The sequence below is a fragment of the Segatella buccae ATCC 33574 genome (assembly GCF_000184945.1).
Classification (GTDB): Bacteria; Bacteroidota; Bacteroidia; order Bacteroidales; family Bacteroidaceae; genus Prevotella; species Prevotella buccae.
In genome coordinates, this window is record NZ_GL586311.1 from 2,432,850 (window position 1) to 2,447,752 (window position 14,903).

General features: G+C 45.7%; 12 protein-coding genes. 6 read left to right on the forward strand and 6 right to left on the reverse strand.

The features are described 5' to 3' along the window. The first annotated feature begins 108 nt into the window (after positions 1–108). Positions 109–1,119, forward strand: a complete 1,011-nt coding sequence (locus HMPREF6485_RS09585; RefSeq protein ID WP_004346213.1) for a GNAT family N-acetyltransferase — start codon at positions 109–111, stop codon at positions 1,117–1,119. A 28-nt stretch (positions 1,120–1,147) separates the two neighbouring features. Here HMPREF6485_RS09585 and HMPREF6485_RS09590 read toward each other — a convergent pair whose 3' ends face one another. Beyond that, on the reverse strand, positions 1,148–1,768 hold the full coding sequence (locus HMPREF6485_RS09590; protein WP_004346215.1) for a TetR/AcrR family transcriptional regulator: 621 nt from the start codon (positions 1,766–1,768) through the stop codon (positions 1,148–1,150). Between the two features lie 177 nt (positions 1,769–1,945). Between HMPREF6485_RS09590 and HMPREF6485_RS09595 the strand changes: the two genes are divergently transcribed. After that, positions 1,946–4,231 (forward strand): NADP-dependent malic enzyme, encoded by a 2,286-nt coding sequence (locus tag HMPREF6485_RS09595; RefSeq protein WP_004346217.1) that lies wholly within the window; start codon positions 1,946–1,948, stop codon positions 4,229–4,231. A 1,264-nt stretch (positions 4,232–5,495) separates the two neighbouring features. Here HMPREF6485_RS09595 and rny read toward each other — a convergent pair. From rny to HMPREF6485_RS09620, 4 genes are all read right to left on the reverse strand, one after another. Continuing rightward, positions 5,496–7,031: a ribonuclease Y gene (rny, locus tag HMPREF6485_RS09605; protein ID WP_004346220.1), complete on the reverse strand. Its 1,536-nt coding sequence runs from the start codon at positions 7,029–7,031 to the stop codon at positions 5,496–5,498. A 26-nt stretch (positions 7,032–7,057) separates the two neighbouring features. Next, the gene (locus tag HMPREF6485_RS09610; protein WP_004342253.1) at positions 7,058–7,354 is read right to left on the reverse strand and encodes a cell division protein ZapA; all 297 of its coding nucleotides are present in this window, start codon (positions 7,352–7,354) and stop codon (positions 7,058–7,060) included. 9 nt (positions 7,355–7,363) lie between these two features. Further along, the gene (locus HMPREF6485_RS09615; RefSeq protein ID WP_004342255.1) at positions 7,364–7,657 is read right to left on the reverse strand and encodes a hypothetical protein; all 294 of its coding nucleotides are present in this window, start codon (positions 7,655–7,657) and stop codon (positions 7,364–7,366) included. A 119-nt stretch (positions 7,658–7,776) separates the two neighbouring features. After that, on the reverse strand, positions 7,777–8,415 hold the full coding sequence (locus HMPREF6485_RS09620; protein WP_044126382.1) for a hypothetical protein: 639 nt from the start codon (positions 8,413–8,415) through the stop codon (positions 7,777–7,779). 364 nt (positions 8,416–8,779) lie between these two features. Here HMPREF6485_RS09620 and HMPREF6485_RS09625 point away from each other — a divergent pair, with 364 nt between their 5' ends. The 4 genes from HMPREF6485_RS09625 to HMPREF6485_RS09640 all read left to right on the forward strand — a co-directional run bounded on the left by HMPREF6485_RS09625 (position 8,780) and on the right by HMPREF6485_RS09640 (position 14,219). After that, positions 8,780–10,189 (forward strand): exopolysaccharide biosynthesis polyprenyl glycosylphosphotransferase, encoded by a 1,410-nt coding sequence (locus tag HMPREF6485_RS09625; RefSeq protein WP_004346223.1) that lies wholly within the window; start codon positions 8,780–8,782, stop codon positions 10,187–10,189. Between the two features lie 25 nt (positions 10,190–10,214). Continuing rightward, the gene (rfbA, locus tag HMPREF6485_RS09630; protein ID WP_004342261.1) at positions 10,215–11,093 is read left to right on the forward strand and encodes a glucose-1-phosphate thymidylyltransferase RfbA; all 879 of its coding nucleotides are present in this window, start codon (positions 10,215–10,217) and stop codon (positions 11,091–11,093) included. Between the two features lie 193 nt (positions 11,094–11,286). Next, the gene (locus HMPREF6485_RS09635; protein ID WP_004346225.1) at positions 11,287–13,788 is read left to right on the forward strand and encodes a GumC family protein; all 2,502 of its coding nucleotides are present in this window, start codon (positions 11,287–11,289) and stop codon (positions 13,786–13,788) included. Further along, complete coding sequence (locus HMPREF6485_RS09640) at positions 13,788–14,219, forward strand: BT0820 family HAD-type phosphatase (protein WP_004342264.1); 432 nt, start codon at positions 13,788–13,790, stop codon at positions 14,217–14,219. The genes HMPREF6485_RS09635 and HMPREF6485_RS09640 overlap by 1 nt, the downstream gene beginning before the upstream one ends. A 218-nt stretch (positions 14,220–14,437) precedes the next feature. On the opposite strand, the gene HMPREF6485_RS09645 is transcribed toward HMPREF6485_RS09640, so the two are convergent. Then, positions 14,438–14,903: IS256 family transposase, variant Zn-binding type (locus HMPREF6485_RS09645; protein WP_248622281.1), on the reverse strand; the 466-nt coding region annotated here is incomplete at its 5' end.

Below are 14,903 nucleotides of genomic sequence, written 5' to 3' on the forward strand. Positions count from 1 at the left end.
CAAAGGTAATAAAAAAACAGTTTATAAACAGCTCTTTCGTCTATTTTCAGCAATAATTTACGCTTTTCTTTTTACCTTTCAACATTTCTTTATATATTTGCCTTCATAATGGAAGGCATCACCATCGAGATTATCCGGAAAAGCGAATTGCTCCCCCCGCTCAACGAGGAGAACTTTTTCCACAGTGCCGAATTGTTTCGTATAACGGAGCAAGTACCCGGCAGTTCACCTTTTATGGCCGTTGCCATGAAAGACGGCCGTCCTATAGCCCATCTGTTAGCTGTTGTCAGACGCCGCATCATTTGGCTGCCTTTTGTTCTGCTCAAACAAGGGCGAATCTATGGTGAAGGAGTATATCACGATACGGATAAAGATGCGCCCGCACAAGAAGACTATGGGACTGTCCCTCAAGAAGAACTGTTCGGACTCATGCTCAAAGCACTGACCCGAAGACTTGTACACAGTCTGTGTTTTTTCGTGGAGGTTTCCGACATTAGTCGTAAAATGTTCGGTTATAGGGAGTTTCGCCGTTACGGATATTTTCCACTACATTGGCAGGAGATACACAATTCGCTGCACAGCAAATCTCCGGAGGAGCGGATTGATGTCAAATTGAAAGACAGGATAGCCAAAAGTTATGCCAACGGAATCATTACCCGGGAAGTCGCTTCAATAGATGAAGGATGCCGGTTTTACAGACTTCTCAAAGGATTCTACCGGCTTAAGCTGCGCCGGTTGATTCCGCCCGAAAAACAGTTTGTTGAACTTTACAAAAACAAGCGGGCGATAATTCTTGTCACACTATATAAAAACAAGATCATAGGGGGAAGCGTGTGCGTGTTTTCCGAAGGCAATGCCTATTTGTGGTATTTAGCATCCAAGCGCAAGACCTACCATTCTCTCCATCCTAACACCATGACTGTATGGTATGCCCTCCGGTATGCCCATGCACACAATTATGCGCACATGTATTTTATGGATGTAGGGCTACCGTGGAAAAGAAATGCGTTCAGAGAGTTTATTTTAAGTTTCGGCGGGAAGCCGGTCGGCACCTACCGATGGTTCAGATTCACGATTCCTTGGGTTAACAAAATACTCAGCTGGTGGTACCGCGACTGAAAATAGTCGCCCCATCCCTGTGAGAATGCTACACAAGAGTCTTTAGACGGCTGTCCAATAGTTTGATCCCCTTTTGCGTACAGAAACCTCTTATAAAAACGAAGATAAAACTGCGGAATATTTCCTCCACACCGAATTCCTGATAAAGCTGCTTCTCCATGAAGCTGTGCATTGACATGTCACCGATACGCGAAGCCAACTTATAGTTGATGTCCTTACGGAAATACCCTTCCTCTATTCCCCGTTTGAAAAAGACTGCCGCCTCTTTCTCTCGTTTCTCATGCCTGTTCTGAAGATAGCCGACAACTTTTGAGAACTTGTGCAACTCCATGAAGAAAGTGGGATTGATCGTCTTGGAAAATTCCACTTTCACTTGATAGTATTCCACTATAATGTCAATCACAGTGTGTGTGCCATCGTCAAAACGCTCCATCCACTCATCGTGGTCATCTTCATGTTTCTTGATACAGGCATAAAGAAGATCTTCCTTATCGGCAAAAATCTCATAGAGTGTGCGCTTGGAAATGGAAAGCGACATGGCTATATCATCCATCTTTACCGCCTTCACTCCCTTAGAAAGAAATTGCTTCATGGAGATCTTCAAAATCTTATTCTTTACTTCTATTCTATATGGAGAAGATACATTCATAATCTTTATCGGAAAACGTTTTCGTCACAAAGTTACAAAAAAAGAATAAAAACTCGCACGTTTTATTTGGTTTTTTCTTACCTTTGCGCAAAGGAGCGTCATTTGTGCAACCCAAACACATCTAAGTGCTACCAATGAAAAGTTTTGAGGGACTTTTAATTATAAACACAAAGTAATATGGTAAAGATTTCTAAAGAAGCCGCCCTCCAATATCACCAGAACGGGCGACCGGGAAAAATTGAAGTGAAGCCTACCAAGCCTTATCGCACCCAGACAGACTTGAGTTTGGCCTACTCACCGGGTGTGGCGTATCCCTGCCTTGAGATACAGAACAACCCCGATGATGTATACAAATATACCGACAAGGGAAATTTGGTTGCTGTCATCAGCAATGGCACAGCCGTCCTTGGCCTGGGGGATATTGGTGCCATGAGCGGCAAGCCGGTTATGGAAGGCAAGGGCTTACTTTTCAAGATATATGGAGGCATTGATGTTTTTGACATCGAGGTAGACGAGAAAGATCCTGAAAAATTTTGCGAAGCTGTAGAGAAGATAGCTCCCTCGTTTGGCGGGATCAACTTGGAAGACATCAAGGCTTCGGAATGTTTCTACATAGAAGAGCGGTTGAAGAAGACCCTCGACATCCCGGTGATGCACGACGACCAACACGGGACTGCCATTATTTCAGCAGCCGGTCTGAAAAACGCCCTTGAAGTGGCCGGGAAGGACATTGACAAGGTGAGAATCGTGGTCAACGGTGCCGGAGCGGCTGCCATCAGCTGCACCAAACTCTATTGCGCACTCGGTGCCAAGCGGGAAAATATTGTAATGCTCGACTCGAAAGGCGTAATCACGAGTGACAGGGCCAATCTGAATGAACAGAAAAAACAGTTTGCCACAGACCGTCGGGATGTACATACACTTGAAGAAGCCATCAAGGGGGCCGACGTTTTTGTCGGGTTATCAAAGGGCAATGTGCTCTCCCAAGACATGATCCGCTCCATGAGCGACAATCCCATCGTGTTTGCGCTGGCCAATCCCGTTCCCGAAATCTCCTACGAAGACGCTATGGAGAGTCGTCCAGATGTGCTGATGTCAACCGGCCGAAGCGACTACCCCAACCAAATCAACAATGTCATCGGATTCCCTTACATCTTCCGTGGGGCACTGGATGTACACGCTACGGCCATCAACGAAGAGATGAAAATGGCAGCTGTCAGGGCGATTGCCGATTTGGCCAAACAGCCGGTTCCTGACATTGTAAATGAGGTTTACCGTGTCAATGAGCTCACTTTCGGGCCAAAATACTTCATTCCCAAACCCGTAGATCCGCGACTCATCACCGAAGTAAGTGCCGCTGTAGCCAAAGCCGCCATCGAAAGCGGGGTGGCTCGGCATGAAATCACAGACTGGGAGGACTACAAACAAAGTTTGCGGCAACTGCTTGGGCAAGAAACGAAATTCACCCGCAAACTCCACGATACGGCACGAATGCACCCCCAGCGGGTTGTCTTTGCTGAAGGAGGACACCCCACGACGATGAAAGCGGCCGTGCAGGCAAAAGCGGAAGGCATTTGTTTCCCCATCTTGCTTGGCAATCCCGACCGGTTGACACGCATCGCCAATCGTCTGAAACTCAATCTCGACGGAATTGAGATTGTGGATATGCGTGCCGACCAAGAACAAGGACGCAGAGCTACCTTTGCCAAACATCTTGCCGAGAAGAGGGCCCGGCAGGGATATACTTTCGAAGAGGCTTACGACAAAATGTATGAGCGCAACTATTTCGGAATGTCGATGGTGGAAAATGGCGATGCCGATGCGTTTATCACCGGACTCTACACTAAATATTCCAACACGATAAAGGTGGCCAAGGAGGTTATTGGCATACAACCGGGCTATAAAACTTTCGGGACTATGCACATACTCAACACCAAAAAGGGTACATTCTATTTGGCTGACACACTCATCAACCGCCATCCCGATGAGGACGTGCTCGTTGATGTGGCCCGGCTGAGCGCCCACACAGTCAAGTTCTTTAACGAGGAACCGCATATAGCTATGATCAGCTACTCCAATTTCGGAACCGACGAGGTGGGTAGCCCGTGGAAAGTACACAAGGCCGTGGAAGAGCTGCAGCAGCAATATCCCGATATGATCATTGACGGAGAGATGCAAGTGAACTTTGCTCTGGACCGCAAGCTGCGTGACGACAAATTTCCTTTCACCCGGCTCAAGGGATACGATGTAAACACACTCGTATTCCCAAACATGAGCAGTGCCAACGGAAGCTATAAGCTGCTTCAGGCACTCGACAGCGATGTGGAGATTGTCGGCCCCATCCAAATGGGCTTAAACCATTCCATCCATTTCACAGACTTTGAAAGTTCGGTGGCTGATGTGGTGAACATCACCGCTGTGGCCGTAATCGATGCATACGTGGAGAAAATAAAAAAGAAATAGCAGAGAATCTTCTAACTTATGAAAAAGCGTGTCCGGACTATGGCTTTGGGCGCGCTTTTTTGTTCTTATTGGGCTATACCCACTTTATCTCTAGAAACTATAAAAAGCAACCTTGTCACACATAAAAAGTTAATATTTACAAATGTGTGGGCACACGGCAAGTTTTATTAAAAAAAGAATCTGGAAAAGTTTGGCCGTTTGAAAAAATGTCTTAACTTTGCAACTGTTATCCTGAAAACAATCTTTTTACCTTAAAGAACTAATACCTATTGAAGATTTGGAGCGGTTGCCTGCGAAGGTCATCGCTTTTTTTATTTCCTATATTTTAAGTATCGTCATACACCACTCTTCTTCATTCAAGCCTCCGGCTGTGTACATTTCGCATGTCGCGTCCTCTTCTGTTTTTTCTGCACGCAAACGGCGTAGCATGTTGGGATGTGTCATAAATATAAAACATAAGCTTGGTGAATTGCACAAAAAAAATCGGATGTCTCACGACAACCGATTTTCAAAAACAAACTACTTAAAAACTAATCTACTAAAACAAATCAAAAAAATATCTTTTGTCGGAAAGTTCCGATACTTTCTTATGTTATTCTGCTGCAAAGATAGTTTTTTTTATCTTATTCTCAAAAGATTATCGAGAAAAATTATCCTTATTGTACAAAATTAACACTATGAAGACCGACAAGCCCCTTATCATGTAGAAATCACCTCTCCTCTATGCCCTCTCTAACCATCCTCGTGAGATGTAAGATATATTCGCATTCTATTTGCATTTCCTTTATTTTTATCGTATCTTTGCAATAGCTAAGGAAGCACTTGTGTGCTTCCTTTTTTCGTCACTATCCTCTAATAAATCTGTCAAAGCATCCAAGCGACTGATTCATTTGGGTCCAAAGAGCTGTCATTAAGCTTAAAAATGGTTTCTAAGTGTGCCTATTTCACATCATCATTGAGGCTCTTTAGCATGAGGTTATCACCTGTTGGGGAACTTTCAAAGAGTTTCATGACAGGCACTATACATATGGGGCTGAAGGGCATGTAATGCTCTTTTACCAATGTGATAGGCTTCTTGCTATATACCGATACCCAAAGATGAAGTTTGTTACAATAGAACTAAGAAGATCAGAAAGAACAACAGGAACAGAAAAAGACTCCACAGAGACAAAAACGAAAGACCGTAGTCCTTGATGCAGGAACTGCGGTCTTTCTTGTATAAAATGATAATAATATCTTGCCAATGGCACCAGAGACACAAAACCTACTTGGCGTATGCCACAGAACGGGTCTCACGAATCACGGTGATCTTCACCTGTCCGGGATAAGTCATCTCGTTTTGAATCTTGGTGGCGATCTCACTTGACAACTTTTCGCTCTCGGCATCATCCATCTTGTCGGCTCCCACAATGACACGGAGCTCACGACCAGCCTGAATGGCGTAGGTTTTGGTCACACCGGGATAGCTCATGGCGATGGCCTCAAGGTCATTGAGACGCTTGATGTAGGCCTCGACAATCTCGCGACGGGCACCCGGACGGGCGCCGGAAATAGCATCACACACCTGCACGATAGGGGCCAAAAGCGTATTCATTTCGATCTCATCGTGATGGGCTCCAATGGCATTGCAGATGTCGGGTTTCTCCTTATATTTCTCTGCTATTTTGGCTCCATAAAGTGCATGGGGCAACTCACTCTCCTCATCAGGCACCTTGCCTATATCGTGCAACAGTCCGGCACGCTTGGCTTTCTTGGGATTGAGTCCCAGTTCCGATGCCATCACCGCGCAGAGATTGGCAGTCTCACGGGCGTGCTGCAAAAGATTCTGACCATAAGAAGAACGGTATTTCATCTTACCGACTATGCGGATCAGTTCGGGGTGCAGACCATGAATGCCCAAATCGATGGCAGTGCGCTTTCCGGTCTCAATCACCTCATTGTCGAGTTGCTTCTTCACCTTGGCGACAACCTCTTCTATTCGGGCCGGATGAATGCGCCCGTCGGCCACTAACTGGTGAAGAGCCAGTCGGCAAACTTCCCGGCGAATGGGATCGAAAGCCGAAATAACAATCGCCTCCGGTGTGTCATCAACCACTATCTCAACACCTGTTGCAGCTTCCAAGGCACGGATATTACGACCTTCACGGCCTATGATGCGGCCTTTCACCTCATCATTGTCAATGTGGAAGACGCTCACGGAGTTTTCGATGGCTGTTTCGGTAGCCACGCGCTGTATAGTCTGAATGACGATTTTCTTAGCCTGCTGGTTGGCGTTCAGCTTGGCTTCGTCCATAATCTCATTCACATAACTTGCCGCATCAAGGCGAGCCTGATCTTTGAGACTCTCCACCAATCGCAACTTGGCTTCTTCCGCCGACAGTCCGGAGAGTTCTTCAAGCTTGGCCTGTTCCTGCTTCTGCATCTTCTCGAGTTCTTGTTGCTTCACTGCAAGCAGCTTCTTCTCGTTATCCACACGCTGTTGACCCTGCTCCACCTCTTGCTTGCGACGGCCGAGCTCTTCCTGCCGCTGATTGAGGCTTATTTCCCGTTGCTTGAGTCTGTTCTCATTTTGCTGTATGCGCTGGTTGCGCTGCTGAACTTCTTTCTCAAGTTCGCTTTTCTTATTCAGAAACTTCTCTTTGACCTCAAGGAGTTTTTTCTCTTTGACAACTTCGGCCTCTTTATTGGCCGCATCCATCATTTGGTTATATTTTCCTTTTATCACATAACGGAAAATAGAATAGCCGACGGCTCCGCCTATAACAAGGCCTGCCACGACCGAAATTATTATACCAATCATATTATTATTGTATTAAATATTCTCTGTCACTTGAGTGCTTCTTCGATTTCTGAAGTCAACTTTCCGAGAATATCACTATAAGGTGCTGTATCATTGCGGCCAGACTCTTTTTCAAACCTCAAGGCTATGTCGATAAGAGCCATATACAGCAACTCCTTGTCAGTCTTGCGTCCTTTGAACACAGCTGCATAGGTGTTTACTGTATCTGTAATCAGTTTGGCTGCCCTACGATAATAGGCCTCGTCGTCACGCAACACGTTTACCGAGATGTCCGTATCGTATACATGCAATTTTATGTGTAACTTGTTGTTTTCTTCAGCCATCGCTCCGATTTATTTGTCACTCAGTAGCGTTATACATTTATTGACGTCTCTGATGAGTTTGGCTACGCGGGATTTGGCACCCTCCATGTCGCCATCTGTGATTTCAATCATCTTGGCCATCTTGAGACTGTTGTAATCGTTATGGGCCTGGGTCAACTGCGCCTCGAGCTGCTTGATCTTGGCATCGCGCTCGTCCACCATGGCATAGAGCTCTTCATTCTCCTTACGCGTTGCCTTGTATTGGAGAATCATCTGCCTCACCCGGGTGGTGAACACATTTAAAGTTTTCTCATTAGCTGTCATAGTCGATTACAATTTGGCTACAAATTTAGTCGAATAATTTGAAAATGCCAAATATTCCTTAAAGTTTTTATTTAGCAATCACCGATAACGCTCGCCTACAAATGATGCAGTCCAAGACATCACCTCTTGAGCTTCTCCACATCTTCATCGGAAGGTTTGGGCTCTTTCTTGGCCAGCATCACCACCCGATAGACAAAGTCGGTAATCCATTTTTGGGAAAATCCTAAGCGCCCATTATACTGCCGGACAGCCAACACAGCCTTCATCACCCCCGGATCGGTATAGTCATTTTTCACAAAAAGGTCATTCACCTGCTTCTCTGTCATGGTGTAAATAGCCTTTTTAAAGAACGAAGGGATGCGCAGTTTAAACTTCATCAGGTTGCCCATAAGCATCATAATGTCTTGGGTGAAACCTTGGAATTGAATAAGATAGGTGTTGACATCTTGCAGTTTATGGCAATTCTTACGAATGCTTTGGTCTATCTCCTTGAAAAAGGAATCGTCCATACCGTAAAGATTATTCATCATCTTTTTGCATTGACTCTTCTCCCCCACTCCAAGTTTATTGTTTTGGGTAGGAACACGGAGTGTCGTTTTGAATGTTCGCAAATCCGGAAGCATTGCCAAATTAGTGATTCCCAATGTAGTAGCCAGCGAAGCCTGAAAATAAACTCTAACTAATGTCATGAAGTCTTCCATGCCTCCGACACGCTGTTCTTCCGTTTTTTTACCCAATATTTTCTGCAAAAAACTCATCATACGTTTTTTAATGTTTTTTCTTCATTATGTGATTATTCCGTTACAAAAGTAACACATTTTATCGAGACCTCAAAATTTATTTTCTTTTTTCCCACCAAACGAGGTACACTACTGGTCGAAAAAACAAAATAAAACTATCAAAACACACGGGTTCGCTACCATTTTAAAAAGAATCAGCACATTCGGAAAAGATTTCTGATGGTTATTTAGCAAAAACTGCACATAATTTCCGCTTCCTTTTTCAATTTTCAATTAATTTTATTACCTTTGCACTGATTTCTAAAAGATAACAGACAAAGTGAGTAAAATATCAAACGGTTCCAAGCAATATTACGCAAATGGCAGTAACATCATCCGTAGGATGGTTATTGCTGCCGATTTTGCCATTGCCACAGCCATTCTGCTTGTCTACATCCGTTTTTTTCCAAAGCTTGTCCCCCTTTTCTTTCACGCTCAGCCACGGATGACGATCATCGTTGCCATTTTCGCCATGATGGTGGCCCAGTATCTGTCATCAACGATCATACATCTCCGCCAGGTCACTTTCGAGCAAGTTTTATACCGGTCTGTCCGCTTGGCAGCCATTCACTCGGCATGCCTCTTTCTCTGCCTCCGGTTAATCTGCGACGGTGGAGGGTTCTTCAGGTTTACCATCATCTATTTCGTGTCATTCTGTTTGGTTCTTATTGCCTCCCGACTGTTGGAACTACTGATATTACGAAAATACCGCATAGCCGGTGGCAACACTCGAAGCATAGTGTTTGTCGGAAATGATCCGGCCGTTTGTGATCTTTACAGAAAAATCACAGCACTTCCGTTTACCGGCTATCACATCAAGGGATATTATGCTGACCATGATATAGAAAAAGCCCCTGAAGGTTTCAAGCGTTTGGGCTCTTATGAGGAGTTGCATCATTTTATGCACGACAACATGGAGTTCAAGGCGGAAAATGCAGAACCAAACGCACAAGCTCCTTCACGCTTTGCGGATGACATATTCTGTTGTCTCTCTCACAATGATGCAGACATGATTGTTGAAATAATGAGGTTTTGTGACAAAAATGTCATTCAGTTTTATTACCTCCCCCGCATGTTCGCCAACTACAAGCTGAACCTGATAAGCGAACCTTTCATGGGGCAGACTTTGTTCACCAATCGCAAAGAACCGCTCACACTCATGAGCAACCGCATATTGAAGCGCGGCTTCGACCTGCTCGTAAGCGGATTCATTTGCCTATGTATGCTTCCGCTATTTCCCATCATCGCACTGCTCATCAAGCTGCAAAGCCCCGGACCGGTTTTCTTCCGCCAAGCCCGGACCGGTTTTCTTGGCGAGACATTCCAATGCCTGAAATTCCGTTCCATGCACGTGAACAAAGATGCCGACACCGTGCAGGCTACAGCAAACGACCCGCGCAAATTTGCGTTTGGCAGCTTCATGCGGAAGACCAACATCGATGAGTTCCCGCAATTCATCAATGTGTTGAAAGGAGATATGAGTATTGTAGGCCCACGTCCCCACATGCTGCATCACACGGAGATTTATTCAAAATTGATAGACAAATACATGGTGCGCCACTTTTCCAAGCCGGGTATTACCGGTTGGGCACAAGTGACAGGCTACCGAGGAGAGACCAAAGAGCTTTGGCAAATGGAAGAGCGCATTCACCGTGACATTTGGTATAATGAGAATTGGACGTTTTTCCTCGATTTGAAGATTATCGCCATGACGGCTAAGAGTCTGTTTGTTCCCGACAAGCACGCATACTAACCATGAGAAAAAATAAAAAGAAATAATGAAAGGTATTGTTTTAGCCGGCGGCTCCGGCACCCGGCTGTATCCCATCACCAAAGGCATCAGCAAACAACTGATTCCTATTTTTGACAAGCCGATGATTTATTATCCGGTGTCAGTGCTTATGTTGGCCGGCATCCGCGACATTCTGATCATCTCAACTCCCTTCGACCTACCCGGATTCCGGCGGCTTTTGGGGGACGGGCATGAACTTGGAGTGAACTTTGAGTATGCCGAACAACCATCACCCGACGGATTGGCACAAGCATTTATCATAGGTGAAAAGTTTATCGGAGACGACAATGTCTGCTTGGTACTTGGTGACAACATCTTCCACGGGGCCGGACTTACGGGGCTGCTTCGGGAAAGCGTGAAAGCAACAGAGCAGGGACTTGCCAGCGTTTTCGGCTATTACGTAACCGACCCTGAACGCTATGGCGTAGCCGAATTCGACAAGAGCGGCAACTGTCTCAGTATTGAAGAGAAGCCAGAGCACCCTAAAAGCAATTACGCTGTAGTTGGACTTTATTTTTATCCCAACAATGTGGTGGAAATAGCAAAAGGTATCAAGCCCAGCCAACGGGGAGAATTGGAAATTACGACAGTCAATCAGGAATATCTGTCTCGAAACAGCCTAAAAGTGCGTACGCTACAACGCGGCTTCGCATGGCTGGACACCGGCACACACGACAGCCTGTCAGAAGCCAGCACGTTTATCGAATGTATTGAAAAACGTCAAGGACTAAAAGTGGCATGTCTGGAAGAAATTGCTTTCAAACAAGGATGGATTTCTGCCCATGAGCTTTGCACGCTTGCACAACCCATGCGCAAAAACGGCTATGGCCAATATCTGTTGCAACTGGCTGAAGAACGAGACTGAATTCTTCTCCAGCCATACCAAAGGAGCATCTGTCAGTCATTTTCACAATGACAAGCCGGTCTTCACCGACGAAGAGAGCTTTATGGCATGAATATTCAAGACACAACCAATTCCCGGCCACAAAAAGAGAAATTCGACAAAGCCCAAGGTTCATATATAGATAAAGAAAATATTAACAAATTAGTGATAGAAAATGGAAGTAAACAAGAACATTGTTCCGGATGGCGTCCAGGAACAAGAGGAGAAGTCTTCATTCGACTTTCAAGCCATTTACACAACACTTATCCTTAATTGGAAATGGTTTGTACTCTCCTTGATTATCTGTATTAGCGCAGCGTTCATCTACCTGCGCTATACCCCGCCTGTATATCAGGCCTACGCGAAAATGCTCATCAAAGATGATGAAGGCAACAACCGCAGGGGCAACGGCATACAGAACATGGCCAACCTCGGCATGATAACCAACAGCAATGGTATCGACAACGAGATGGAGATTCTCTCGTCCCATACAATGGCCACCGATGCTGTACGCGATCTTAAATTATATACCACATACAAGAGCCGTGGCCGTGTCACCGACCGCCTGCTCTATCTCAACCAACCGGTCAGCATAGACCTTGACCCTTCTCATCTTGAAAAGCTTGAAGGGGTCATCTCGCTACAAATAGAACATGCCAAAAATGGCTTTCATGTAACGGGCAATTACATTGATAAGAACGGCGACGAATACGTCATCGACAAAAACCTCTCCAATCTGCCATCAACCATTGGCACCAAAGTAGGAATCTTGTCGTTCACCCGCAATCGGTCGATTGCCATGCCCACGGGATTTGTCGAACTGGTTACCATCATGTCACCCAACAATGCAGCCTATAAATTCCAAAATGCATTGACCGTGAGCCAGACTTCCAAGACAACCACCATAGCGCAGCTGGTGCTTAAAGATCAAATTCCGGAACGGGCCGAAGACTATTTGAAGCAGCTTGCCATCGTCTACAACCGTCAGGCGAATGAAGACAAGAATGAGATTGCAGTCCGCACAGAAGAATTTATCAACGGGCGTCTCGAAAAAATCAATGCCGAACTCGGAACAACCGAGGGAGCACTCGAGGCTTATAAAAAGCGTAATAGCATGGTGGAGCTCAAGATGAATGCAGGGCAGGCTGTGCAAAATGCCGACGAATATTCGCAGAAATTGGCAGAAGCAAACACTCAAGTGGCCTTGCTCAACTCCATCAGCGAATACATGAACGAGCCAAGCAACAAGTATCAGACTCTTCCTTCCAACGTAGGACTGACGGATCAGAGTGCCACTTCGCTGATCAACAGATACAACGAGATCGTGCTCGAACGCAATCGCCTACTCCGTTCTGCCAGCGAAAACTCACCCACAGTCACTCCCCTGACTTCCCAACTCGATGACTTGAGTTCGAGCATCAAACGGGCCATGGGACAAGCACGCAACAGTATGAGCATCCAGCGCAATGCAGTTGCCGCACAATATGGCAAATATCAAGGGCAGGTAGGTGCCACTCCCGAACAAGAACGCATCCTCACCCAGATTGGTCGCCAACAAGATGTGAAGTCGGGGTTGTATCTCATGCTACTGCAAAAGCGTGAAGAGAACTCCATTTCACTGGCGGCCACTGCAGACAAGGGCAAACTTATTGACATGCCCGAGACTGCCGGTAAGGTTAGTCCCAAAGGAAGCATGATTCTGCTCATTGCATTGATTTTGGGTCTGGGCATCCCGGCGCTAATCATTTTCATACTCCAGTTCTTCCACTACAGAATAGAAGGACACAATGATGTCGTGCGCCTGACCAAGTTGCCAATTATAGCAGACGTTGCCATTGCCAGCGAGACAGCCAAGACCAAGGCTGACATTGTCGTGCATGAGAACAAAAACAACATGATGGAAGAGATTTTCCGTTCCATGCGCACCAACCTCCAGTTCATGCTCAAGGAAGGCGAGAAAGTGATACTCTTCACATCTTCCACCTCGGGAGAAGGCAAGACCTTCAATGCGGCCAACCTCTCCGTCAGCTTCGCACTACTGGGCAAAAAGGTCATCCTCGTAGGTTTGGATATTCGGAAACCCCGTCTTGCGGAGCTTTTCGAAATAGACGACCACCAGCATGGCATCACCAATCTGCTGATTCATGACACCCCGACATGGGCGCAAGTCCAACAGCAGATTCTCCCTTCGGGCATCAACAACAATTTGGAATTACTAATGGCCGGTCCCACTCCTCCCAATCCTGCAGAACTTGTCAACCGCCAAAGTCTTGATACCATCGTCAAGATGCTCCGTGAGCATTATGATTATATCATCATTGATACGGCACCAGTGGGTCTTGTAACCGACACCTTGCAAATAGGCCGCATAGCCGACGCCACCATATATACCTGCCGCGCCGACTACACTCCGAAAGAGAGTTTTGGACTCATCAACAGTCTGGCCGCCGAGAACAAACTGCCCAACATGTCTATCATCATCAATGGTATCGACATGTCAAAGAAGAAATACGGCTATTACTACGGCTACGGACGATACGGCAAATACGGACGGTATGGCCGGTACGGCAGTTATAGTTCTTATGGCAGTTATGGTTCTTATGGGACATACGGAACATACGGCAACTATACCAACAGCCATTACGGTGATAAAAACGACGACTCTATCAAACGCTGATGGCCACAATAGCTGTAGACTTTGACGGTACCATCGTCACAGATCAATATCCGGCAATCGGTACGGAACTTCCCTTTGCAACAGAGACGCTCCGTATGCTGATACGGGATCATCACCGCCTCATTCTGTGGAGTGTGCGCGAAGGCAAGGCTTTGCAGGAGGCTGTCGACTGGTGCAAAGAAAGGGGAGTGGAATTCTGGGCTGTCAACCGAGACTATCCGGAAGAAGAGATTCACAACAACAACCACTTCTCCCGCAAGATTAAGGCCGACTACTTCATCGACGACCGAGGCATCGCCGGTCTCCCCGATTGGGGGCAAATCTATCAGATTATCTCCAGCGGAAAGACCTATAGGCAGCTCCTTCGGGAAGCCGCCGGCCAACAACAGGAAAAGCCACAGCAGAAAAAGCATTGGTGGCAAATTGGTTAGCAGCTTCCAGAATACGCTGAAAAAAGAGACAAATCTCAACATGTATACGGGGGTGTGTCAAAACAGGCACATCCTCTTTTTTTTGCACAAAGCCCTGACATTCTCAAGCCAGGGCTTTTTATTTTCCAAAGTTTTGGCTTATATGACAAAAGTGTGCTTATTTTAGAGACGTTTTCTTTTATGTGACAAAAGTGTGCTTAAAAAGTCCCATTCCCCTTTTATCTATTAGGGGAATGGGACTTTATAAAGTCTTGAATGAAGATCTTTCTTCTTTCCGTACTAATCCCCTTATGTAGGTTCAATTTTGTCTTTAAATCTGCATTAAGTGATTCAATTCCATTGTTGGTATTTGGTATGTCCAACTCAGGGTGATCGTAGAAAGTCCACAACCATGGCATATTTCTTTTAAGACTCAAAAAAGCACTACGCAGAGTTTTATGAGTATAGTGAGATTTGCCATCTTCTGTTATTGTGCGTTCCTTAAGGAATCCCTCCCATTTAGTGTACCACTCTTCTAAAGCCCCGATAAAAGAATCTTTGTCTGTATGGCATAACATCTTGGATATTGCAAGTAGTTCTTTAGAAGCCTCAAGTTTTGGCCTTGAGGTTAGTTTTGTCTTTATAGTCATTACTTGATGAAACTGGCATAATTGGAATTTATAATTAGGGAATGCTTGCCTAAGT